General features: G+C 38.6%; 35 protein-coding genes. 30 read left to right on the forward strand and 5 right to left on the reverse strand.

What is annotated here, in order from left to right; translation table 11 throughout:
• The 10 genes from pyrG to QMQ21_RS18050 all read left to right on the forward strand — a co-directional run.
• Positions 1–1,321, forward strand: a 1,321-nt coding sequence (gene pyrG / locus QMQ21_RS18005; RefSeq protein WP_261814922.1) for a CTP synthase, incomplete at its 5' end; no start/stop codon positions are given.
• 119 nt (positions 1,322–1,440) lie between these two features.
• Positions 1,441–2,514, forward strand: a complete 1,074-nt coding sequence (locus QMQ21_RS18010) for a hypothetical protein (RefSeq protein WP_261814923.1) — start codon at positions 1,441–1,443, stop codon at positions 2,512–2,514.
• Positions 2,515–2,763: 249 nt separating this feature from the next.
• A complete protein-coding gene (locus tag QMQ21_RS18015) occupies positions 2,764–3,063 on the forward strand; it encodes a DUF4651 domain-containing protein (protein ID WP_049533799.1) in 300 nt (99 codons plus the stop codon).
• Positions 3,060–3,377, forward strand: a complete 318-nt coding sequence (locus QMQ21_RS18020) for a thioredoxin family protein (protein WP_000615777.1) — start codon at positions 3,060–3,062, stop codon at positions 3,375–3,377. Before QMQ21_RS18015 ends, QMQ21_RS18020 begins: the two co-directional genes overlap by 4 nt.
• Before the next feature lie 15 nt (positions 3,378–3,392).
• Positions 3,393–4,019, forward strand: a complete 627-nt coding sequence (gene ytpR / locus QMQ21_RS18025; RefSeq protein ID WP_261814925.1) for a YtpR family tRNA-binding protein — start codon at positions 3,393–3,395, stop codon at positions 4,017–4,019.
• A gap of 41 nt (positions 4,020–4,060) precedes the next feature.
• Positions 4,061–4,822 carry an SDR family NAD(P)-dependent oxidoreductase gene (locus QMQ21_RS18030; RefSeq protein ID WP_125416425.1) on the forward strand — a complete coding sequence of 254 codons (762 nt, stop codon included), beginning with the start codon at positions 4,061–4,063 and terminating at the stop codon, positions 4,820–4,822.
• 77 nt (positions 4,823–4,899) lie between these two features.
• A complete protein-coding gene (locus QMQ21_RS18035; RefSeq protein ID WP_000282439.1) occupies positions 4,900–5,295 on the forward strand; it encodes a single-stranded DNA-binding protein in 396 nt (131 codons plus the stop codon).
• A gap of 155 nt (positions 5,296–5,450) precedes the next feature.
• Entirely contained in the window at positions 5,451–5,735 is a 285-nt protein-coding gene (gene groES / locus QMQ21_RS18040) for a co-chaperone GroES (protein WP_261814926.1), read from the forward strand.
• A gap of 15 nt (positions 5,736–5,750) precedes the next feature.
• Positions 5,751–7,373, forward strand: a complete 1,623-nt coding sequence (groL, locus tag QMQ21_RS18045) for a chaperonin GroEL (RefSeq protein ID WP_261814927.1) — start codon at positions 5,751–5,753, stop codon at positions 7,371–7,373.
• Between the two features lie 123 nt (positions 7,374–7,496).
• Positions 7,497–8,264 (forward strand): epoxyqueuosine reductase QueH, encoded by a 768-nt coding sequence (locus QMQ21_RS18050; protein WP_261814928.1) that lies wholly within the window; start codon positions 7,497–7,499, stop codon positions 8,262–8,264.
• Between the two features lie 70 nt (positions 8,265–8,334).
• Here the strand turns inward: QMQ21_RS18050 and ntdP are convergent, their stop codons facing one another.
• From ntdP to QMQ21_RS18075, 5 genes are all read right to left on the reverse strand, one after another.
• Positions 8,335–8,868: a nucleoside tri-diphosphate phosphatase gene (gene ntdP, locus QMQ21_RS18055; protein WP_000775316.1), complete on the reverse strand. Its 534-nt coding sequence runs from the start codon at positions 8,866–8,868 to the stop codon at positions 8,335–8,337.
• Positions 8,869–8,956: 88 nt separating this feature from the next.
• Complete coding sequence (gene recX, locus QMQ21_RS18060) at positions 8,957–9,733, reverse strand: recombination regulator RecX (RefSeq protein ID WP_261814929.1); 777 nt, start codon at positions 9,731–9,733, stop codon at positions 8,957–8,959.
• An 89-nt stretch (positions 9,734–9,822) separates the two neighbouring features.
• A complete protein-coding gene (locus QMQ21_RS18065) occupies positions 9,823–10,989 on the reverse strand; it encodes a tyrosine-type recombinase/integrase (RefSeq protein WP_261074138.1) in 1,167 nt (388 codons plus the stop codon).
• A 312-nt stretch (positions 10,990–11,301) separates the two neighbouring features.
• Positions 11,302–12,066 (reverse strand): hypothetical protein, encoded by a 765-nt coding sequence (locus QMQ21_RS18070; protein ID WP_261074139.1) that lies wholly within the window; start codon positions 12,064–12,066, stop codon positions 11,302–11,304.
• Between the two features lie 214 nt (positions 12,067–12,280).
• A complete protein-coding gene (locus QMQ21_RS18075; RefSeq protein ID WP_261074140.1) occupies positions 12,281–12,856 on the reverse strand; it encodes a helix-turn-helix domain-containing protein in 576 nt (191 codons plus the stop codon).
• A gap of 138 nt (positions 12,857–12,994) precedes the next feature.
• Here QMQ21_RS18075 and QMQ21_RS18080 point away from each other — a divergent pair, with 138 nt between their 5' ends.
• From QMQ21_RS18080 to QMQ21_RS18175, 20 genes are all read left to right on the forward strand, one after another.
• Positions 12,995–13,180 carry a hypothetical protein gene (locus QMQ21_RS18080; protein WP_000909283.1) on the forward strand — a complete coding sequence of 62 codons (186 nt, stop codon included), beginning with the start codon at positions 12,995–12,997 and terminating at the stop codon, positions 13,178–13,180.
• 14 nt (positions 13,181–13,194) lie between these two features.
• On the forward strand, positions 13,195–13,797 hold the full coding sequence (locus QMQ21_RS18085; RefSeq protein WP_261074141.1) for a Rha family transcriptional regulator: 603 nt from the start codon (positions 13,195–13,197) through the stop codon (positions 13,795–13,797).
• 11 nt (positions 13,798–13,808) lie between these two features.
• Complete coding sequence (locus tag QMQ21_RS18090; RefSeq protein ID WP_261814930.1) at positions 13,809–14,057, forward strand: hypothetical protein; 249 nt, start codon at positions 13,809–13,811, stop codon at positions 14,055–14,057.
• Between the two features lie 118 nt (positions 14,058–14,175).
• Positions 14,176–14,604, forward strand: a complete 429-nt coding sequence (locus QMQ21_RS18095) for a hypothetical protein (protein ID WP_261074143.1) — start codon at positions 14,176–14,178, stop codon at positions 14,602–14,604.
• A 2-nt stretch (positions 14,605–14,606) separates the two neighbouring features.
• A complete protein-coding gene (locus tag QMQ21_RS18100; protein ID WP_000387644.1) occupies positions 14,607–14,756 on the forward strand; it encodes a hypothetical protein in 150 nt (49 codons plus the stop codon).
• 208 nt (positions 14,757–14,964) lie between these two features.
• Positions 14,965–15,168, forward strand: a complete 204-nt coding sequence (locus QMQ21_RS18105; protein ID WP_261074144.1) for a hypothetical protein — start codon at positions 14,965–14,967, stop codon at positions 15,166–15,168.
• Positions 15,165–15,596, forward strand: coding sequence for a hypothetical protein (locus tag QMQ21_RS18110; RefSeq protein ID WP_261074145.1), 432 nt, complete (start codon positions 15,165–15,167; stop codon positions 15,594–15,596). Before QMQ21_RS18105 ends, QMQ21_RS18110 begins: the two co-directional genes overlap by 4 nt.
• Positions 15,593–15,799, forward strand: coding sequence for a hypothetical protein (locus tag QMQ21_RS18115; RefSeq protein ID WP_261074146.1), 207 nt, complete (start codon positions 15,593–15,595; stop codon positions 15,797–15,799). The genes QMQ21_RS18110 and QMQ21_RS18115 overlap by 4 nt, the downstream gene beginning before the upstream one ends.
• 4 nt (positions 15,800–15,803) lie before the next feature.
• Positions 15,804–16,067 (forward strand): hypothetical protein, encoded by a 264-nt coding sequence (locus QMQ21_RS18120; RefSeq protein ID WP_000462954.1) that lies wholly within the window; start codon positions 15,804–15,806, stop codon positions 16,065–16,067.
• A complete protein-coding gene (locus QMQ21_RS18125; protein ID WP_261074147.1) occupies positions 16,064–16,579 on the forward strand; it encodes a hypothetical protein in 516 nt (171 codons plus the stop codon). Before QMQ21_RS18120 ends, QMQ21_RS18125 begins: the two co-directional genes overlap by 4 nt.
• Positions 16,572–18,026, forward strand: coding sequence for a virulence-associated E family protein (locus QMQ21_RS18130; protein WP_261074148.1), 1,455 nt, complete (start codon positions 16,572–16,574; stop codon positions 18,024–18,026). Before QMQ21_RS18125 ends, QMQ21_RS18130 begins: the two co-directional genes overlap by 8 nt.
• A gap of 352 nt (positions 18,027–18,378) precedes the next feature.
• The gene (locus tag QMQ21_RS18135; protein WP_261074149.1) at positions 18,379–18,945 is read left to right on the forward strand and encodes a site-specific integrase; all 567 of its coding nucleotides are present in this window, start codon (positions 18,379–18,381) and stop codon (positions 18,943–18,945) included.
• Positions 18,946–19,099: 154 nt separating this feature from the next.
• Complete coding sequence (locus QMQ21_RS18140; protein WP_001823479.1) at positions 19,100–19,264, forward strand: DUF2292 domain-containing protein; 165 nt, start codon at positions 19,100–19,102, stop codon at positions 19,262–19,264.
• Positions 19,265–19,426: 162 nt separating this feature from the next.
• Positions 19,427–19,663: a hypothetical protein gene (locus QMQ21_RS18145; RefSeq protein ID WP_261814931.1), complete on the forward strand. Its 237-nt coding sequence runs from the start codon at positions 19,427–19,429 to the stop codon at positions 19,661–19,663.
• On the forward strand, positions 19,651–20,010 hold the full coding sequence (locus QMQ21_RS18150; RefSeq protein ID WP_261814932.1) for a hypothetical protein: 360 nt from the start codon (positions 19,651–19,653) through the stop codon (positions 20,008–20,010). Before QMQ21_RS18145 ends, QMQ21_RS18150 begins: the two co-directional genes overlap by 13 nt.
• Before the next feature lie 63 nt (positions 20,011–20,073).
• Positions 20,074–20,418 (forward strand): hypothetical protein, encoded by a 345-nt coding sequence (locus QMQ21_RS18155; RefSeq protein WP_261814933.1) that lies wholly within the window; start codon positions 20,074–20,076, stop codon positions 20,416–20,418.
• A 191-nt stretch (positions 20,419–20,609) separates the two neighbouring features.
• Positions 20,610–20,864 carry a hypothetical protein gene (locus QMQ21_RS18160; RefSeq protein ID WP_261814934.1) on the forward strand — a complete coding sequence of 85 codons (255 nt, stop codon included), beginning with the start codon at positions 20,610–20,612 and terminating at the stop codon, positions 20,862–20,864.
• A complete protein-coding gene (locus QMQ21_RS18165) occupies positions 20,864–21,682 on the forward strand; it encodes a hypothetical protein (RefSeq protein WP_261074153.1) in 819 nt (272 codons plus the stop codon). Before QMQ21_RS18160 ends, QMQ21_RS18165 begins: the two co-directional genes overlap by 1 nt.
• A gap of 108 nt (positions 21,683–21,790) precedes the next feature.
• Positions 21,791–22,111, forward strand: a complete 321-nt coding sequence (locus QMQ21_RS18170) for a transcriptional regulator (RefSeq protein WP_261074154.1) — start codon at positions 21,791–21,793, stop codon at positions 22,109–22,111.
• A gap of 392 nt (positions 22,112–22,503) precedes the next feature.
• The coding region (locus QMQ21_RS18175; protein ID WP_261814935.1) for a class I SAM-dependent RNA methyltransferase at positions 22,504–23,010 on the forward strand (507 nt) is incomplete at its 3' end.

Consider the following 23,010-nt stretch of genomic DNA (forward strand, 5'->3'; position numbering starts at 1 on the left):
TAGTGAAGTTCTTCGTAAGGAACGCCGTGGAGAATACCTTGGGGCAACTGTTCAAGTCATTCCTCATATCACAGATGCTTTGAAAGAAAAAATCAAGCGTGCCGCTGTAACGACTGATTCTGATGTCATTATTACAGAGGTTGGTGGAACAGTAGGAGATATCGAGTCCTTGCCATTCCTAGAGGCCCTTCGTCAGATGAAGGCAGATGTGGGTGCAGATAATGTCATGTACATCCACACAACCTTGCTTCCTTACCTCAAGGCCGCTGGTGAAATGAAGACCAAACCAACCCAACACTCTGTAAAAGAATTGCGTGGATTGGGAATCCAACCAAATATGTTGGTTATTCGTACAGAGGAGCCAGCTGGTCAAGGAATTAAAAACAAACTAGCACAGTTCTGTGATGTGGCACCAGAAGCCGTTATCGAATCGTTGGATGTTGAACACCTTTACCAAATTCCACTGAACTTGCAGGCGCAAGGTATGGACCAAATTGTCTGTGATCATTTGAAATTAGACGCACCAGTAGCGGATATGACAGAGTGGTCAGCTATGGTGGACAAGGTCATGAACCTCAAGAAACAAGTCAAGATTTCCCTTGTTGGTAAGTATGTTGAGTTGCAAGATGCCTACATTTCTGTGGTTGAAGCCTTGAAACACTCTGGTTATGCCAACGACGCAGAAGTGAAAATCAATTGGATCAATGCCAATGATGTGACAGCAGATAATGTGGCAGAGCTCTTGTCTGATGCGGACGGAATCATCGTGCCAGGTGGTTTCGGTCAACGTGGTACGGAAGGTAAAATCCAAGCCATCCGCTATGCGCGTGAAAATGATGTTCCAATGTTGGGTGTCTGCTTGGGCATGCAGTTGACTTGTATCGAGTTTGCTCGTCACGTTTTAGGACTTGAAGGTGCTAATTCAGCAGAGCTTGCACCAGAAACAAAATACCCTATCATTGATATCATGCGTGATCAGATTGATGTTGAGGATATGGGGGGAACCCTTCGCTTGGGACTTTATCCATCTAAGTTGAAGCGTGGATCTAAGGCAGCGGCTGCTTATCACAATCAAGAAGTGGTGCAACGTCGTCACCGTCACCGTTATGAGTTTAACAACGCCTTCCGTGAGCAGTTTGAGGCAGCAGGCTTTGTCTTCTCAGGTGTTTCTCCAGACAATCGTTTGGTAGAAATCGTGGAAATTCCAGAAAATAAATTCTTTGTAGCGTGTCAGTATCACCCTGAACTGTCAAGCCGTCCAAATCGCCCAGAAGAACTCTACACTGCTTTTGTGACTGCAGCAGTTGAGAACAGCAATTAGTTAAATCAGAACCTTTGAGAAGAATCTCAGAGGTTTTTTGCTTGTATATTTAGGATAAGATTTGCAAAACAAAAACATAGTGATATAATTAACATAACAAAACCTAAGGAGGATCTACAATGAAAAAAATGACACTATTTGGTTTGTCTCTAGCAGGTCTAGCTTTACTGGCTTTTCCTCATTCGGGGCAGGCATTTGAGCTTAAAGAAGAATGGGTTGTTAAGTGTGGAGTACAGTATCAAGATGGCAAGATTCTCCGATTTAATAATGGCCATGAAGTAGATATCAAAGTCTTGAATTTGCCAAAAACCGAGAAAATCGAGTGGACGGTTAGTCTCAATGGTCAAGATCAGACTGTCAATTTCCTAGGTCAAGAAAAGGACAAGTCTATGATGGGGGTAGAGGGGCGTTACCTGAATTTCTATGTGCCTTATGGCTATAGAGGAGATATCAAGGTAGAAGCCAAGAGCGGAAATGAAGTAAAGACCTGGTCCACTAAAGTAGTAGATGATGTATATAATGATGGCGGAAAGAGTGGTTACTATCGTATAAACGAATCAAATGATCAATACACTTACCTTGATACAAAATGGGATTATCAAACCAAGACTTACACTGCTACCTTACCAGAGACTGTCAATGATCAAAAAGTCTTTGCTTGGGCAGACTATGACAATGGCGAGTTGAAACTTGAAAAATTAAAATCTATCAGTCATAAATATGATGGAGGATCTTTCAAAGAACTTTATCCGATTGTAAAAGCAGAAAGTTGGCTAAAATCAAATCAAAATTGGTACTATCAAAAACAAGGTCAATTAGTGCAGAAGGATTGGGTTAAGGACAAGGGAACTTGGTACTTTATGAATGATAAAGGAGTCATGTTCAATCAAACTTGGCTTTATCAAGGTAGCAACTGGTATGCCTTTAAATCATCGGGAGCTATGATTGCTAGTGATTGGCTTTACGACCAAGGCAAGTGGTACTATTTATCGACTTCAGGCTCTATGAAAGCAAGCGCTTGGGTTTATGACAAGGGAGAATGGTATTATGTAAGTTCTTCTGGTGCCATGCTAGCGAATGATTGGTTCAAAGATAATGGCAAGTGGTATTATCTAGCTTCATCAGGTAAGATGCTTCGCAATACCTATACACCTGATGGTTACTACGTTGGCAACTCAGGTGCCTGGCAATAAGAATACTACTCTTCGAAAATCTCTTCAAACCACGTCAGCTTCATCCACAACCTCAAAACAGTGTTTTGAGCTGACTTCGTCAGTTCTATCCACAATCTAAAAACACTGTTTTGAGCAACCTGCGGCTAGTTTCCTAGTTTGCTCTTTGATTTTCATTGAGTATAAGAAGTCCTTTTCCTTAAAGGAAGAGGCTTTTTACTTGCTTTTCAGCTGCTTCCTCATTTGTCCTAAAACCTTTTTTGTGTTAAAATGAATGGTATGAAAGCTAAAAAAATGTGGATGGCAGGCTTGGCTTTGCTTGGTGTTGGAAGCCTTGCCCTTGCTACGAAAAAAGTTGCAGATGACCATAAGCTCATGAAGACTCAGGAAGAGTTGACAGCGATTGTACGAGACCATTTTTCCGACATGGGGGAAATTGCGACCCTCTATGTTCAAGTCTACGAAAGTAGTCTAGAGCGACTTGTCGGAGGCGTCATTTTTGAAGATGGCCGTCACTATACCTTTGTCTATGAAAATGAAGACCTAGTCTATGAGGAGGAAGTTTTATGATACAACCAGCAAGTTTAGAAGAATTAGCATCCTTAGTAGAAAAAGATGGCAAGAAGGTCTTTCTTTTTGTGGCGGACTGGTGTGGCGATTGTCGTTATATCTATCCTGCCTTGCCAGAAATTGAGGAGACTAATCCAGAGTTCACCTTTATTCGGGTGGACCGAGACCAGTATATGGATTTAGCTAAACTCTGGGATGTATATGGAATCCCTAGCCTTGTTGTTCTAGAAAAAGACAAGGAAATTGGTCGTTTTGTTAATCGCGACCGTAAAAGCAAGCAACAAATTAACGACTTTTTAGCAGGACTGAAATAGGAGAAAAAGGAAACAATGATTTTTACATATAATAAAGAACATGTCGGTGATGTCCTTATGGTCATCGTGAAAAATAGCGGAGATGCCAAACTAGATGTGGAGCGCAAAGGAAAGGTAGCCCGTGTTTTCCTCAAAGAAACTGGGGAAACAGTGGCGTGGAATATTTTCGAAGTTTCAAGTTTGTTTGAAATTGCAGAGCGCGGTCAAGTCTTTTTATCAGATGAGCAAGTAGCACGTTTAAACCAAGAGTTGAAGGCAGAAGGTTTTACAGAAGAAATTGTTAATGATAAGGAACCTAAGTTTGTTGTTGGTGAAATTGTCGAGATGGTAGCCCATCCAGATAGTGACCACCTCAACATCTGCCAAGTTGCAGTCGCAAGTGACAAGACAGTGCAAATCGTTGCAGGGGCTCCCAATGCGCGTCTTGGGTTGAAAACCATTGTGGCTCTTCCTGGAGCTATGATGCCAAAAGGCAATCTTATTTTTCCAGGCGAACTTCGTGGCGAAAAGAGTTTTGGCATGATGTGTAGTCCTCGTGAATTGCATTTGCCAAATGCTCCGCAAAAACGTGGTATTATTGAATTATCAGAAGACCAAGTTGTCGGAACACCATTTGACCCAGCTAAACACTGGACTGCCTAAGAAGTTGTTAATATCTGATAGACTAGATAGAAGGAAATAAGATGGCAAAAAATGTTGTGATTACAGGGGCGACATCAGGAATCGGTGAAGCGATTGCGCGTGCTTATCTGGAGCAGGGTGAGAATGTTGTTTTAACAGGACGACGGATAGACAGACTAGAAACCCTCAAGTCGGAGTTTGCAGAAACTTTTCCAAATCAAACAGTTTGGACTTTTCCACTAGATGTCACGGATATGATCATGGTCAAGACTGTCTGCTCCGATATTCTAGAAACGATAGCTCAAATTGATATCTTGGTCAATAATGCTGGACTAGCTCTTGGCTTGGCTCCCTATCAAGACTATGAGGAGCTGGATATGTTGACAATGTTGGATACCAATGTCAAGGGTTTGATGGCAGTCACTCGCTGTTTCTTGCCAGCAATGGCAAAAGCCAATCAAGGGCATATCATCAATATGGGCTCAACCGCAGGAATTTATGCTTATGCAGGTGCAGCAGTTTATTCAGCTACCAAGGCAGCAGTTAAGACTTTTTCAGATGGACTGCGAATTGATACCATCGCAACGGATATCAAGGTGACAACTATTCAGCCTGGAATTGTCGAAACAGATTTTTCGACGGTACGTTTTCACGGTGATAAAGAACGAGCTGCGTCCGTTTACCAAGGAATCGAAGCCTTGCAGGCACAAGATATCGCTGATACAGTTATCTATGTGACCAGTCAACCTCGTCGTGTGCAGATTACAGATATGACCATTATGGCCAATCAACAGGCGACAGGTTTCATGATTCATAAAAAATAAGAAATTTCCTCGAAAAGTTACAAATTTCTGTAACTTTTTTTGATTTCTTACGAATAGATAAGTAGGAGGAAGAAAATATGTATAATAAAGTTATCTTGATTGGGCGTTTGACGTCCACACCAGAATTGCACAAAACCAACAATGACAAGTCAGTAGCGCGCGCAACTATCGCTGTGAACCGTCGTTACAAAGACCAAAACGGTGAACGTGAAGCTGATTTTGTCAATATGGTCCTTTGGGGTAGGCTAGCAGAAAGCTTGGCAAGCTATGCAACCAAAGGTAGTCTTATTTCAGTGGATGGGGAATTACGTACACGTCGCTTTGAGAAAAATGGTCAGATGAACTATGTGACCGAAGTACTTGTCACAGGATTCCAACTCTTGGAAAGTCGTGCTCAACGTGCCATGCGTGAAAATAATGCAGGACAGGATTTGGCAGATTTGGTTTTGGAAGAGGAGGAATTGCCATTTTAAACATTAAAAAGTCTGAGTTGCTCTCAGGCTTTTTATCTTGAGAAAGTCAGACTTTTTCCTTGACTATTTCTGACCAAGTGATACAATAGAACTATGATTTAGCACTCAGATATAAAGAGTGCTAATAATATGTAGTTCATCATGGAGGAAAACAGATGTTGAAACCATTAGGAGACCGTGTGGTCTTGAAAATCGAAGAAAAAGAACAAACTGTTGGAGGCTTTGTCCTTGCAGGTTCAGCCCAAGAAAAAACCAAAACTGCCCAAGTTATCGCTACTGGACAAGGTGTTCGTACCTTGAACGGTGACTTGGTTGCTCCAAGTGTTAAAGCTGGAGACCGTGTCTTAGTTGAAGCTCACGCAGGTCTTGATGTCAAAGATGGCGATGAAAAGTACATCATCGTAGGCGAAGCTAACATCTTGGCAATCGTTGAAGAATAGAAGGAGAAAGTAAGTATGTCAAAAGAAATTAAATTTTCATCTGATGCTCGTTCAGCTATGGTCCGTGGTGTCGATATCCTTGCAGACACTGTTAAAGTAACCTTGGGACCAAAAGGCCGCAATGTTGTTCTTGAAAAATCATTCGGTTCACCACTCATCACCAATGACGGTGTAACTATTGCCAAAGAAATCGAATTGGAAGATCATTTTGAAAATATGGGTGCCAAATTGGTGTCAGAAGTAGCTTCAAAAACCAACGATATCGCAGGTGACGGAACGACAACTGCAACAGTCTTGACTCAAGCAATTGTCCGCGAAGGAATCAAAAACGTCACTGCAGGTGCCAATCCAATCGGCATCCGTCGTGGGATTGAAACAGCAGTTGCCGCAGCAGTAGAAGCCCTGAAAAATAACGCTATTCCTGTTGCTAATAAAGAAGCTATTGCTCAAGTTGCTGCCGTCTCTTCTCGTTCTGAAAAAGTAGGTGAGTACATTTCTGAAGCCATGGAAAAAGTTGGCAAAGATGGAGTCATCACTATCGAAGAGTCACGTGGTATGGAAACAGAACTTGAAGTTGTTGAAGGAATGCAGTTCGACCGCGGTTACCTTTCACAGTACATGGTGACAGATAGTGAAAAGATGGTGGCTGACCTTGAAAATCCATACATTTTGATTACTGATAAGAAGATTTCCAATATCCAAGAAATCTTGCCATTACTAGAAAGCATTCTCCAAAGCAATCGTCCTCTCTTGATTATTGCAGATGATGTGGATGGTGAGGCTCTTCCGACTCTTGTTTTGAACAAGATTCGTGGAACCTTCAACGTAGTAGCAGTTAAGGCACCTGGTTTTGGTGATCGTCGTAAAGCCATGCTCGAAGATATCGCCATCTTGACAGGTGGAACAGTTATCACAGAAGACCTTGGTCTTGAGTTGAAAGATGCGACAATTGAAGCGCTTGGTCAAGCAGCGAGAGTAACTGTAGACAAAGATAGCACGGTTATCGTAGAAGGTGCTGGAAATCCTGAAGCAATTTCTCATCGTGTTACGGTTATCAAGTCTCAAATCGAAACCACAACTTCTGAATTTGACCGTGAAAAATTGCAAGAACGCTTGGCCAAATTGTCAGGTGGTGTCGCGGTTATTAAGGTCGGAGCCGCAACTGAAACTGAGTTGAAAGAAATGAAACTTCGCATCGAAGATGCCCTTAACGCTACTCGTGCAGCTGTTGAAGAAGGAATCGTTGCAGGTGGTGGAACAGCCCTTGTAAATGTTATCCCAGCCGTGGCTGATTTGGAATTGACAGGAGATGAAGCGACAGGGCGCAATATTGTTCTCCGTGCTTTGGAAGAACCTGTTCGTCAAATCGCCCACAATGCAGGATTTGAAGGATCTATCGTTATCGATCGTTTGAAAAATGCTGAAGTTGGTACAGGCTTCAACGCAGCAACTGGTGAGTGGGTCAATATGATTGATCAAGGGATTATCGATCCAGTTAAGGTTAGTCGTTCAGCCCTACAAAATGCAGCATCTGTAGCCAGCTTGATTTTAACTACAGAAGCAGTTGTAGCCAATAAACCAGAACCAGTAGCCCCAGCTCCAGCAATGGATTCAAGCATGATGGGCGGCATGATGTAAGCTTTTTATAGAAAACACAAAAGGAGGGAATGCCTACCCCTCCTTTTTATGCTATTCACTTCTAAATAGATTTGAGCTCTCCTAACTTATATGATAAAATAAGACTAGAAAAAGGAGAAGAACATGATCGATGTAGAAGAAATTCTGAGCAAGATGAACCCCAATCAGAAGATTAATTATGACCGTGTCATGCAGAAGATGGTCCAAGTATGGGAAAAAAATGAGCAACGTCCAACTATTCTCATGCATGTTTGCTGTGCCCCTTGTAGTACCTATACTCTAGAATATTTGACCAAGTATGCAGATGTGACTATCTATTTTGCCAATTCTAATATCCATCCCAAGGCAGAATACCATAAGCGAGCCTATGTTACCAAGAAATTTGTCAGTAATTTCAATGAGCGAACTGGAAATACGGTCCAGTATCTAGAAGCTCCCTACGAACCAAATGAATATCGTAAGTTAGTCAGAGGACTGGAAGAAGAGCCAGAAGGTGGCGACCGTTGCAAGGTTTGCTTTGACTACCGACTGGATAAGACGGCGCAAGTGGCTATGGACTTGGGATTTGACTACTTTGGCTCAGCTTTGACCATCAGTCCTCATAAGAATTCTCAAACCATCAACAGCATCGGAATCGATGTGCAAAAAATTTATACAACCCACTATCTTCCAAGTGATTTCAAGAAAAATCAAGGCTACAAACGTTCGGTAGAGATGTGTGAAGAGTATGATATCTATCGTCAATGTTATTGTGGATGCGTCTATGCAGCCCAGGCTCAGAATATTGATTTGGTTCAGGTTAAGAAAGATGCCACAGTTTTCTTGCTGGATAAGGATGTTGAAAAAGACTATTCCCACATCAAATTTACTGTTACGAAATTAGATATATAGAAATCACCCCAGCTGTAAAGCTGGGTTTTTAAAATAAAAAAACCGGGGTCTTAACCCCAGTTTGACAACTTTACCGATTCTTTAGTTCTACATAGCGCTTGTACCAAATGTTTACATAGGCTTCTGAGAAAGGACCTCGTCCATTGTTAATCCAATCAACAAGAATTTTGACATGTTCTTTTAAAATATAGTCCAAGTCATCGGAATAATTCATTTTGCGTTTGTGACGCTCATACTCCTCAACGTCCAAGAGACGTTTCTCTCCATCTGTAAAAATTTTAACATCCAAATCGTAATCAATATACTTCAGTGCTTCTTCATCCAGATAGTAGGGGCTAGCCATATTGCAATAGTAGGAAATTCCATTATCACGAATCATGGCAATGATATTAAACCAATATTTCTTGTGAAAGTAAACAATAGCCGGTTCTCGAGTGACCCAACGACGACCATCACTTTCGGTAACCAGTGTATGATCGTTGACACCAATAATGGCGTTTTCTGTTGTTTTTAGTACCATGGTGTCCCGCCAAGTTCGGTGGAGACTCCCATCATGCTTATAACTTTGAATTGTAATAAAGTCGCCTTCTTTTGGAAGCTTCATAACTAACCAACTTTCTACAATTTATAAGTTTATCGTTTACTATTGTACCATAAAATTACCTAAAATCTGTGAATTTTACATGAAAATATTAAAGATATTCTCTGAGAGCGCTTGCTATATCCGAAAAATCGTAGCCCTTTCGTGCTAAAACTTGGGTTAAACGCTGTTTAAGTTCGTATCCTTCATATTTTCGGGCATACTTGGCATATTGCTTATCAAGTTCCTTGAAGATGAGTTCCTGAGTCGTTTCTTGGTCAACTTGACTATCCAACTGGTCAAAGGCAGTTTTAGCATCAGAATAGGAAAACCCCTTGTTGGTCAGATTTTGGATTATCTTATCTTGCAAGGCACGAGCTGGAAGTTTTCCCTCATATTTTTTCAATAGTTTATTAGCTACACGTTGAGCAACTTCCGAAAAATCAAATTCTTTCAAGTTCTCTTCTATAGTAGATTTTGAAATCCCTTTTTGTGTTAGTTTTTGAGTCAGTACATAAGGCCCCTTGTCTCCTGAAAGTTGATTGGCATTGATGATAGCATAAGCGTACTGACCATCATTAATCCACTTATCTTCTTTGAGATTATCAATGACTTGAGAAACGATTTTTTCATCAATATCGTATTTTTTCAGATATTCTCTGACTTCTTTTTCAGTGCGTGCTTTAAAGGATAAGTGGTAGAGGGCCAAATTCTTACCATAAGAAAATTGAGCAAAGTCCTGTATCTCTTTCAATTCTTCTTCGCTTATCATCTTATCTCTTGATAACATAAAACGAACAATAGTATCTTCAGTAATGTAGCATTTGTCGCCATTATCAAGCTCCATCATATAGAGTCTTTTTTTCTTTTCAAGTTTTGTGATTTTCATAGTTCTATTATAACTCAAAATGTGAGAAAAAGCTGAAACCCCGTGATATAGCCGTTTTTTGTCCCTTAATGATGAATTTTAAGAACTTTTTAGGAACTTTGTAGATTCTCAATGGCTTTTTCATAAAAGGAAGTCGCCTTTTTCTTATTGTCTTTGGATAGATGACTATAGATATCCATAGTCATTGAAATTTTAGAATGGCCGAGCCGTGTTTGGATTTCTTTGTAAGGAAGTCCTGCATTGAGCAATAGACTAGCGTGGGTGTGTCGGAAAGCGTGGAAACTCAAACGAGGACATCCAGCCAGTTTTAAATGCTTTTCTAGTCTGAATCTGAGCGCTCCAGCTTCTCTATAATTGTCAAAGGTATCAGAGAACACTTTTTCAAAAGTTACCCCTATTTCCCTACCTATTTGGGATTGTCTTGCTTTATAGAGCCGAAGCATGAGTACCGTTTTGGTATCCAGTGCTATTTCTCTAATGCTACTTTTACTTTTAGGGCTAGTGATTTCCTTGAGGGTGTTTAAAGTCTTAGTAACTGAAATGTTACCGTTTTGTAGGTCAATATCAGACCATTTCAAGGCTAGACATTCACGAATACGCAAACCAGTCGCTAGAAGCGTCTTATATAACACCGTATCGGAGAAATTTTTGTAAGTGTTTGGTAACTGATCCAGATAATCTAAGAATTTTTTCAAATTGTCGTCATCCAGATATTTCAGTTTTTGCCCTTCTTTGGGTTTGCGCCGTGGAACGATGATATCACTAGCTGGGTTTGAAGCAATGACTTGCAAGGAAACGGCATAGGATAATATGCGTTTATTTAAGGCATGAAGCTGGTTATATTGCTGATAACCTTTTCCTAGTTGATTGTAATCTATTGCCCACTGGTTTACCTGGTGCTGAATGATTGGGGCCGTTAGTTTATCTAGTTTGTAGTCTCCAAAGGCTGGTAGGAGATACTTTTTTATGTTGTTTTTTGCCCCTATAAGGGTGCTATGTTTGACTGTATGGCAATAATTTTCTAGCCAGAGTTCCGTCAATTCCTGATAGGTGCTAACATTGACGGTTTTTATAACCGTTGAGCCGTTTTTTTTAAACTCTACCTTGGCTTGGATAGCCTTGCTTTTGAGTCTGTTCTTAGTTCTGTCTGAAATAGTTGTCTTGACTTTCTTACCTGTTACGGTATCGATACCAAGATAAACACTGGAACGGTAAACTACTGATCCATCTTTCTTTTTGTACTCTGTAATCTTCATGGTTTTACTCCTTTTCCATCAGCAGGCAAGCAATTAGAAAAGGTTTTGAGTTTATACCATACGAGGAGCTACGAGAATGCCCCTGTTTTTCTATTTTAAGCAGTTAGACGGTAAATTATACCAGAATAGAAAACAAGGCGAATATGGGGGAGTTTTTTATTTTAAGTTATGTTTACTAGAATATAAAAAGAAAAGTAGCCGTATCAAATACGGCTACTATCACGTTATGGATCTAAAATCCAAATGTAAACTTTATGGAGCTAAACTCCTAATAGCTGTATTGTAATATAATTATTAAAAAATGTCAAGAGATTAGAAAAGGTATAATTCTTTTAACTTTTCGTTAATTTTGTCCAATGTGTTATCAGATACTTTCATTTTTCCGATTGGATCTAATCTATTTTTCTTTAAAATTCTATCTTTGCTGATTGTTTGAAGGTTATTACACTTGGCATAAGAACGCTTAATGTATTTTTTGTAGTATTGAGTTAATTCAATAACGTCATTTATTTCTGATTGTGTCCGTTTAAGGTTATCATCGTCTATTATCTTAGGTTGAATTATTTCGTTTGAAAATTGTTCTGTATAAGCTTGGTAGACTTCCGATAAGGCAGCTTCAGTAATTGCATTATTGGAATCTAAATATTTTAGGTAGGCAAATAATTCTTTGTGTAATTTTTCAATATATCCATCAAGCAAAATAGAAGGATATTCCGCAATGACTTCGTCTATGAGTACAGTATCTATTTGATTTTTAGATGTTAGAGGAATTACTGTAAGTGTTTTTTTATAGGGACTATCTACTTTGTCTAAGACAATAGCCCAATGATTATTTGATAATTCTCCGCCTATATTTACACCGAACTCTACGAATACCAGAGAACCACGACTGAATTTCCAATATTTTCTTTTTTGAGTCTTGGCTTCAAATAAGAATTGTTCAGATTGTCTTTTAACTGCTGGTGCAAGAAATCTGTATTTAGAAGATGTATGCTTTGCTTTACCAAGTTTATAGAGTTTTTCAACTTCTATGTAGTTTTGTTTGGTTTGTTCAAAATATGGATTTTCTTTGTTCATTTTAATTCTCTCTATATATGCCCACGATTTCGCCGATGGTTTAGAAGATATTAGTCATCTCTATTTGTCAAATTTGCCCATTTTTGCGCTTTAGTCTGTAAAATCGGCTTTATATTCTTCAATTTCCCCTGTTTTTGCACAATAGACTATGAAAAGATGGTTGCTATTGGCGAATATGGGGGTTTTTAAAGGATCTTTTCAAATACCATAGTGGTTATTTGTTCTGAGAAAATACTCTAGCAATATCTAATAGTTTTTCTCTATCATCATCTGATAAAAAGAAGAAAATTGATAGAAGTTCACTAGCCTCATCATTAAGGTAAGAAATAGCGATACTTAAAACCGATAACTCACCTAAAACATTTTGGGTTTGCTTTTCAATTGCTTCTTGATATTTTATTTTAAAATCTTCCTCATCTATGAACGAATTTTCTGAAAGGAAATTTTCAGTAAATTTTTCAGTATTAAAAGATTCTTTAATTGAAGAAATCAGTTGTTCTTGGGAGGTGTATCCAGTTAAAAGTAAAAGTTTATCAAAACCTTTTGAAAACCTTTTAGGGTCAATATCTCCAGTGTCATTGGATTCCTGTTCAAAATCATTAGTAATTCCTAATAGATGACCAATGCTTACTTTAAAATACTCTGCTAATTTTTGTAAGTATTCATATTTAATTTTTAATTCTTTTTCTTTTTCCCAGCGGGATATTGTCATCTCTGATACTCCAAGAAGTTCAGCAAGTGTTTTTTGTGTATCCCCGTTTTTTTTTCGTAACTCTTGTAATTGGTTCATTGTATATTACCTCAAGATAATTATAACATAAAAAAATATTTTTTAACAAAAATGTTAGAAACTCTTGACAACTAACATTTTATTTAGTAAAATACAGGAGAACTAACAAAAATGTTAGAAAAGAAAGGAGAAACTTCATTGCTTATTACCTCAACACAAGCAAAAGCGATTCGCCGAAAGCAGGCAGACAAGAAATTGACTGCAAAGCAAGCAGGCGAGGAAATCGGAGTAACACAAGTTACCTATCGAAAAATCCGAGACGGTGGCGAAGTAAAGCCCAGTATTTATCAAAAAGCCATGCAGTGGCTTGCTGAAGATTATTAGAAAGGAGCGAACCAATGGAACTGGTTTATATGGACGGTAAGAAAGAGCCGTACACTACGAGTGCAATCATAGCTGAATGTGCTGGAGTAAAACACCACGCAATACAGGAACACATTAGAAAGCAGATTGGACGACTGGAGCAATTTGGGAAGGTGTCATTTAAAATGCGACCTTTACAAAGTGGACAACAGGCAAAAGATTATATTTTGAACGAGCAACAGGCTACTTTGCTGATTACATTCTTGAAGAATACGGAGCAAGTGGCTAACTTCAAAACCAATCTAGTCAAAGCATTCTTTGAAATGCGTGATGAACTTTCTAAACGCTATCTTCAACGGGAACTGGAAAAGCCAAAGCGCAAGACCTTAACCGAATCTATCAAATCATGGGAGAAAGCACCCAAGCATGCCTATAGCACTCTTACAAACCTACTGCTAAAGGGAGCGACTGGGAAAAACAAAGCCCAACTCATGCAAGAGCGAGAAAGTGAAAACGGTATTGACAGTTTAACAAGCGCGGAACTGACAAACTATCAGCGTTTGGAAGATATGGCAATAGCGATGATCAACTTGAATATGAGATATTCAGAAATTAAAGAACTAATTTTTAAAGCATAGGAGTATAGAAAATGGAAAATGAATTTAAGACAGTTACAAATGCCAAGGGAGTAGAAATTCCTAAGTATTTCAAGGATTTTAAAAAGCTAGTTGAGATGGACAGACAACTAGCCGAATATCTTTGTATGAACTACGAGTTATTGGACAGTGAAGACCTGGGCGCATTTCTTGAAACGGTGGAGCAGGGATTCAGCTGGATTCTGGATCTTATCGAAAGTAAAGACTTACTTTATAGCCCCCAGGCAGGGAAGAAAGCATGAAAAAAGGTAACAAAAAAAGTCACTTGCGGAGAGTTTGGCGACCGAAGCAAGCGACAAGATTAAGGGTATAGATATTTTTTCTATACCTTGATTATAGCATAGAAAGACAAGGTAAACAATGGGAAAACAACATCAAGCAGTAAAATTCAAAGATATTGCTGAAAAATTGTCCGAATTAGAGGGCAAAAACTTAGAAGAAATCGCTGGAGTATTAGGCTATCGCAACTTAGACAGTTGTAAGGTTAATCTCTACAATCTCAGACAAAACAAGCGTCTAGGATTTGAAGTAGAAAAAGGGGTGTACTCCAAGTTCGCACTCTTGGACGATTCGGTAAAAGAGGAACTGGAAGACAAGGAATTGTCAGACCGTGGGCGCTATTTGAAGAGCGTAGACCGCTATAAGGCAATGCTAAATGCCTTTTCTATCGCCTTTGATAGCACGGTCAAGGCGGAAACCAGACAAAAAGCAGAACATGACGCCTTGAAAGCCTTGGACAGAATCCCAGATAAGCACTACGCCCTACTTTATGACATGATGGAGGGCTAGGGATGGAAGCAAAGACCCACTTCGCTAGATTCATGCGTAGAGGTATGGAATTAGCAAGGCAATTACATAGTAAAGAAATTCAACGTGATGAATTTGATAGAGCTTGGAAAAGATTAGGCGATCAAATCGAAAACGAAACGAAGAAAAACTAAGAAAACCGAAGTGCAGGCAAGCAATTAGAAAAGGTTTTGAAAAACGAGTGCTGACACGGCGACTCTAAGCACTTGTTTAGCAAAAATGTGGGTGATTACCCACGAAACATCACTACAAGCGTCCGTCAACTTGGGGCAAATGCCCAGCGTTTGGAGTGGTGGTAATCGTGTATAGGAAACAGGTAAGAAAAAGGCACAGGAAAACAATATGACAAAGGAAAATTTTGATATTTTAACTGATTATGAAGAACTTTGCGGAAGGTTGAAAGATATTTTGATAGTTTTAGGAATGACTAGTGTAGGAGAAGATTCTGAAAAGACAGCTACCATCAATGTAGTATCTCAAGCATTAGAAAGTCTAATCATAGAACATACAGAAAACACTAATAAATATAGAGAGGACATAGCATGAATGATTATTTCAAAGAATTTAAAAAAGACTTAGGACTTGTAGAGGAAAAGCTAGATATTTTATCAGAGTGGCATAAGTCTAAGAATCATATTGGAGCGACGGAAATTGCTGAAGATTGTATTTCAGTAATTAGTGATCTATGGATAAGCTTTTATAAATTATCTGAAGCGTACAAGATGCAGGAAGCTAGTCATGAAGAATTTTATAATACGAATGTTGAGAACTTACTGGGAGAATTAAAAAAATATGACGATGAGTGTGCAGAAATGTACAATAAAAAACCTGACTGGTTACTATTCAATTACTTAAATCAAGTAATAAGCGAAAACAAGTTAAGTAATGGTATTACTCATGAGACTGCTTCAACTTGGACATATTTACGAAGTTTAGTAGTTTCTGATTTACAAAAAAGAGGGCTATTGGAATGAATGAATTAGATTTGACCAATACACAGGCGGTAATCTCTATGGTGGTACTGATTGGCTTACTGCTTTATCTAAACCACCGAGACCGCAAAAAGTGCGCTCAAATGGAGCGAGAAAACAGGAAACTTGGAGAAAGTTCTAGCGAGAGTTTAAGCCCTGACTATGGGAGATATATCCAACTTGCAAGCATTAAGCCGTGGAGGTGATTATATGTTTGAAAGGATGATTGAAGAACTTCAAATAAAAATATTAGAAGCCTTAGAACGTTACCTAAAAAGTCATGAGAAAATACCTCCCCGAATCATTGGGTTGATTTCCGCAAAACGAGTACAGGAAGAGTTAGATATAAAATATTTGACCTTACAAAAATGGGAAAGAATGGGCTTGAAGCGTTATCAGCCTCCAGGAGACGATAGCAGAAAAGTTTATTATAAAGTGGACGATATCCGTAAGTTTATGGGGGTGGGAGAATGAGAGTGATAGAGTTAACCTTGTCTAGTGACAAATTGGCCTTATTCGGCTTTCTCAAGTCTACTCCTACCCAAGTTTGGAAGAATGGAGAATACTTCAAATTCATCTACTTTGAACCGATAGGCGAGGCGCTGACGGATTTCCACTATAAAGGTTTGTATGTGGCTGTAAAAGACAAAAAAGAGGAAGTAGAGGGCTGGAAATTAATTAAAGACTTGGAGATAGTTATGGCCAGTCCTGACCTGCTGACGATCCTGAAAGAATTAGAGGTAAACAAATTGACAGAGCAACGGCAGGGACTTGGAGTGGAGTTGAAAGGCTGGGTTTTTGACCTGATTTGTAATGGCATTTATACCAGGTATGAGACTTCACTTTTTGTCCGCTTGCTATTTGTCAATGGTTACAGTTTTAGTCAGCTGGTAGACCTATTTTCAGCAATCGTCAAACGCAAAGACCTAGCCAGCTATTTCCTAGAAATAGCGACAAAATTCTATAAGGAGGTGGCTTTTGAATAGTGAAGAAATTGTAACTAAAATCATTGAAGAGAATCAGCAACAAATACCGCCTACCGTGGTGGATTTGACCCAGGCAAGGGAGACAAGTGAGGAAAACAATAGCCTAGATTTAACTCCTAAAACAAAAGGAAAAGGTTTTGTCATCACCTTGGACAATCTCAAGAAGATTTTGAGTGGGGATAGTAAACTAAAAGGGGCGATACAGTACAACACTTTTACATATGAAATTGACGTTACCAAGTCCATTAAGTTAAATGGTAGAACCTTGAGCGGAACAATCGATGACCTGATTATCAGAGAGATTAGGGCTTATATTGCTACCAAGTATAAGATGGATTATAAAAAAGGAGATATCGCTGATATCTTGGAAGTTGTAGCTGGAGAAAACAGCTACAACCCCTTAAAAGACTATCTGGAATCTTGCGAAAGCGAGTATAAAGAGTTGGTAAATCAGCGTGATCCCTTTGATATTTTAAGGTATTATCTCAATATCAAGGATGACGAATATAACCGTATTATCATGGACTTGTTTTTCCGTGGAGCGGTTGCCAAGGTGTTTGACCCTACTGTTAAGTTTGACTTTGTACTGGATTTGACTGGAAGGCAGGGAGTAGGAAAGACTCAATTTTTTGAGGGGCTTTTTACTCACAAGTATTTTACAACCGTTGAGACCTTCACAGACAAAGACGACAAGGCTAGAATGGTGAGAAACTGGTGTGTATTTGACGATGAGATGGTGGCTAGTAAAAAGGCTAGTTTTTCAGAATTGAAGAAATTCATCACAGAAACCAAGCTAGAGTTTAGACCGCCTTACGCTTCAAGTGATAGGCGATTGCCTAAGAGTTTTATTATCGTGAGGGCAACTAATGACCATGATTATTTGAACGACTTGACAGGAGAAAGGCGCTTTCTGGTTGCAGAAGTCCACAAGGACACCAACTATAAGGGAAGGAAGTGGACAGAGAAAGACCGTAGACACTTTTGGGGTGCTATGGTGATGGCTTGGAGAGCTAACCAAGTCTTGAACCTGACAGACGAGCAGGAAAAGCTAGTAAATGAGGTTAGAAGCCGTTACAAGTTTGTAGATGAAACCCTTGAGGATTTGGAGCGCTATTTAGGCACTCCTTACCCAAAAAGAATGTATCAGTTCCCGATGACAGACAGAACGAGATGCTATTATATCTATGACATGATGAACGAGGGATATTATAGAAATAACAGGGGTGGAACAGTTGAACTTGACACAGACACCTATGGCGAACTGGTAGATAGGGACAAGATGACCATTAACTTATTTTTTCAAGAGGTGTATTTGACTGACAAAGTACCGCCAAAGGATAAGGCTAAGGTTAAAAAGTATATGCAAAACCGAGACGGCTGGGAACATAAACGATCTTTAAAATTTGGGAAAAGTGTTAAGCCTGGTTATTCAAAATCTAAAAGGTAGTTAGGGTAGTCACTAATCAAAAAAGTGACTACCTTCCAGAAGGTAGCTAAAGCCTTTAAACAAAAAGGATTTAGAAAAAGGGTAGTTTCCAAGATTTTACTGACTACCCTATCAAACCCTTGATATTATTGACTTCTATACAAAAAAGTAGTTATTTTATATTATTTGTAAACTATATAGAGTAAATAGAGTTAAGGTGTTTATTATTATTTTTTTTGTGAGCAAGGTGACTACCTGACTACGCTTTTTGTAAACCCTTGGAGCTGTAAGGCGGAGGTGGTAGTCACTAGATATCCCAAAATGACTACCTTTTTTTATGAACTCTAAGAATTTTTTTAAGAGAGGTTTGAAAATGAAAGTAGTTGACCCTATTAGAGATACTGATGACATTGAAAGAATTAAGGATTTTTTGAGAAGGAAGAATGAACGAGATTACGTATTATTCCTATTTGGAATTTATACAGGTTTACGAGTTAGCGATATTATTCCAATTAAAGTCAAACAAATCATGGGGGATAAAATTGAAATAAGGGAGAAAAAAACAGGCAAAATAAGACGTTTTCCAATAAATCAACAATTAAGAAAAGTCTTAAATCAATACATTGAGAATAAACAACTCAAAGAATATAATTTTTTATTTCCGAGCAGAAAAAGAGAGAATGGCAAGGGAGTAAAAATTTGTCACATTTCAAGAACCCAAGTGTATAAAATTTTAAAAGAAGCTGGGAATAAATGTGGGATTAAAAATATAGGAACCCACTCAATGAGAAAGACATTCGGCTATCATCATTACAAAAAGAATGGTGATGTAGCTATTCTACAAAGAATATTTAACCATTCAACACCAGAGATTACACTTGGATATATCGGCTATACTCAAGACGAACTAGACCAGAGTATACTAACATTTGACTACTAAATAGCCGTTCAATTTTACATAATGAGAAAATGTAAATTCAAAAACAGAAAACAGGCCTATCCCCTTGATATAAAAGGGATTCTAAAAAGTTCTCGAAAGTCACAAAATAGAAGATATGTTAAATATATGACACCAAAAAAGAGAGGAAAAACAGATGAATCCAAACAAAGACTACACTCCATTTTTACAGGATAACTTTATTATCTTTAACAAAAATGGTATAATAGAGATGAAGAAAATACCAGACTTCGGAAGCGTGGTATTTACTAGTCAAGATGGCAACATTGTCCAGATTGAAACAACAATTAAAGAAAGATAGCTGACTAGACAACTAGAGGCGTAACATTAAAGCTAAGTAGCTTTTTTGTTGCGTCTCTTTTTGTTTTGAGAAAGAGGAAGTAATGAGGAATAAAGATCCAGTAGATAGTTGAAACCAATAAGCACGATCAAAAGAATCAAAAGAAATGAGGAATAAAAGAACATGGAAACATTACAAACTATTGAAACTAAAATTGACAAACTGATTGAACAGAATAAGAAAGCTATTGAGATGACTGAGGCGGAACTGGTTAAAGCAAACCAAGCTATTTCAGACGCTCAAGCAAAGCTGGTACAGGCTCAAAAAGAAATCAACTCAGAAAATACGTTGAAGCAAAAGGTGACCTATGGACGGCAGAACGTACAAAAGAATTTCATGAGGGACGTTTGGAAGAATTAACTAGAGATCCATTAGTTACCTATGAAGAATATCATGCGTTGATTGCAGACATCTTTAGATTAGCCGATGAAGAGCAGGATACTTTCTTCACTCCAGCAGTTGCCAAACTAATGGAAATTATAACACTTGGAGATAATGCTATTAAGGCAAGGGAACGTGTAAACGAGGTTCTTAAAAAACTTGAAAAGGATATCTCTAAAAATAATGAAGATTATAAAAAAGCTAAGAACGGCTGGATTTTAAGTGATTTCTTTTCAGGTTTATCTTATACACCAAGAAACGCCCTATACGGATATCAGTATAGTTTGAAAGAAATGGCTGAGAATTTCAAAAAGGGGCAAAGTTAAAAAAGCCCCCTCCCCCCTTCAGCTATCCCCCCTACTAAAAAATAGAAAGATGAGGTATATAGAATGACCCTACCTACTGGTAAGATTGATTTAAACGAATATGGAAATCATTTGGCTGAAAAGGCTAGTGAAATTTATGAAGAGAGAGGTAAGCGAGTAACTCAGCGCTTAGATAATCTTAGAGAAGAAGCATTATCAAGAGCTGGCAAGTGGCAAACTGTCCTAGATCGTTCTGGTGAACTATTAAAAGAACAGAAGGAAAGAAAGAGAGAGCAAGAAATAGAACGCTTGACGGAAGAGAAACGCAAAGAGATTGATAGGGAAGTTAGTCAGCGCCTATCAATACCAGATGAACACCAGCAAAAACTCAACAAAGGAATGAGTGAAATGCTGAAGGATTTATTTTAAAGAGTCCATAAAAAATAATTAAAAAAATTTTTTAATAAAGTGAATCGGAAAAAATATTTTTTGTGAAAGAGCCTGAAGCAACCAGGGAGAAGATGGGGGGATGACCCCCTCCCCCTCGGTGCTCCCGGACTACACGCCATCACTGTACATATTTTCTCGCGAGCGAGAAAGACAAAAAGGAGTAAATAGGATTGAATGGAACTACTGTAACTAGAAAATGCTCCAAGTGTCACGAGACAAAAGAATTATCTAGCGAAAACTTTTATAGGAAGCATTCGGACAAGATGGGCTTCTCAAAAGTTTGTAAGCTATGTAATAAAAAGAAAGACGCAGAGCGTTACCAAAAGAAAAAGGACAAGATATTGACCCAAAAGAAACGATACTATAGACGTCAGAAAGAGCGCCAAAATGAAAAAGGCGGTTTACTGGAAGGAGATGAAAAATAATGGAAGATATATTCCCAAGTCTACTCCAGAAAATCAAGGCAGAATTTGAAAAGGCTAGGCTAGATAGTGAGATTCTGGAAGAGTTGCTAGAAAAGTTAGAAGAGAATAAAGCTAATTATCTGGACGCCAATCAATATGCTATAGAAATTGGTGAAATACTCTCAAAGGTTTTAGGAGCTCACTTAAGTAATGAAAGCCTGCCAGATGGCAAGATGTACTATAATATCGCCAAACGATTGCTGGAAGATGTTTTAGGTCGAAACTATGACCTTGTAAGTGATTATACTGAAAAGGTACAAGAAGATTTAAACCTTAGGGCTAGACTTCGTATTCCTGCTCAAGTTCCTGAGTTGAACCAAGATAGGATTGACGGTTTAGTAAATCGTTTAGCTAGTGAAGATGATTTTGGTGCTGTAAAATGGTTGGTGGGTGAAACGATCGTTAATTTTACCCAAAGTATTGTAGATGATACGATTCAAAAAAACGTGGTATTTCAGTATAAAGCAGGACTTAGCCCTAAAATTACTAGGCGAACGGCTGGGAAGTGTTGTAAGTGGTGTCAAGAACTGGAAGGCAGTTATAAATATCCTTCCGTTCCCCATGATATTTACAGACGGCATAGTAATTGTAGATGTACCGTTGAATATTATCCGCAAGATGGTAGACGGCAGAATGTACATACCAGAAAATGGAGTAATATCAATCAAGAAGATGTGGAGCGTAGAAAACAGATAGGTATAGAGTCTGCTGAAGAACGTAAAAGAAAACGAGATGAAAGGATTGCCAAGTTTGGGAATCCTAGAAGAAGATTGAGCTAGGCATAAGTTACAGGAGTAGAAAGGTTATCGTTAAAAATGGAGCTGGATAAGTTTAAAACGATGATGAACGTTAGAAAGCGGATGACTTACTTTCTGAGATTTCAGAGGATGGCAGGAAGTGAAAACCAAGTTAGGATAGATGAACAGGCTTGGAAACTTGTCTTACCTGATCAGTGGAATTTGACTAGTAAGCATGAAAAAGTAATCAGAGAGGGTCTAGAAACATTTGTCCATGATATCAATAAGATAGAGAATGAACGTGCTAGAAAGTGTTTTATCATTCATTATTGCTACATGAGAAGACAGACGGCAAGTGAATGTGCTAAGATTGCTGGGGCTAGTTCAACTAGCTATCAGAGATACAAACAGATAGCCGTCTTAAACTTTGCGAGAATCCACGAGAACGGAGAACTAGAAGCCTATAAGTAGCTATCAGCGGAATGATTACAGTCTAGGGCGCCCCGCTTTAGGGCGTCATCATATAAAACTCCATGAATCAGTTAGAAGCCCTTGGAAATGAATCTAGGGGCTTTTAGATTTCCGAATAATATAGGTTGGCGATAGTGTGGTATAATGGTGCTAGGTAATAAAAAAGCACGTTTGACCGTGCTAGTTTCTTGCCTGCTGAACTCATCATATAGTGTAGTGGCTCCTTTATGGGGCTTTTTTTGTGAACATTTTTAGGAACTTTTAAAGAAATTAAAGAAAATATAAGGAAATATGATTTTAAAGAAAATCAGGAATATCAAGGCCTTTACTTACTAATGAAATATAAAAATCAAGCGGTAGCGGAATAACTCAAAATGTGATAAGATAGGGGTATGAATCTGAAAGTGAAACAAAAAATACCATTAAAAATCAAGCGCATGGGAATTAATGGTGAGGGAATCGGCTTTTATCAAAAAACCTTAGTCTTTGTGCCTGGTGCTCTCAAAGGTGAAGATATCTATTGTCAGATTACTTCTATTAAACGTAACTTTGTAGAGGCAAAACTACTGAAGGTCAACAAGAAGTCTAAATTCCGTGTTGTGCCTGCTTGTACTATTTACAATGAATGCGGAGGCTGCCAAATCATGCACCTGCATTATGATAAGCAGCTGGAGTTCAAGACGGACTTACTTCACCAAGCGCTAAAAAAATTTGCCCCTGCAGGATATGAAAACTATGAAATCCGCCCGACGATTGGAATGCAGGAACCCAAGTACTATCGTGCTAAGTTACAATTTCAGACTCGAAAATTTAAAAATCAGGTCAAGGCAGGTCTGTATGCACAAAACTCTCACTATTTAGTAGAGTTGAAAGACTGCCTGGTACAAGACAAGGAAACC

It is taken from the genome of Streptococcus bouchesdurhonensis (assembly GCF_948472335.1).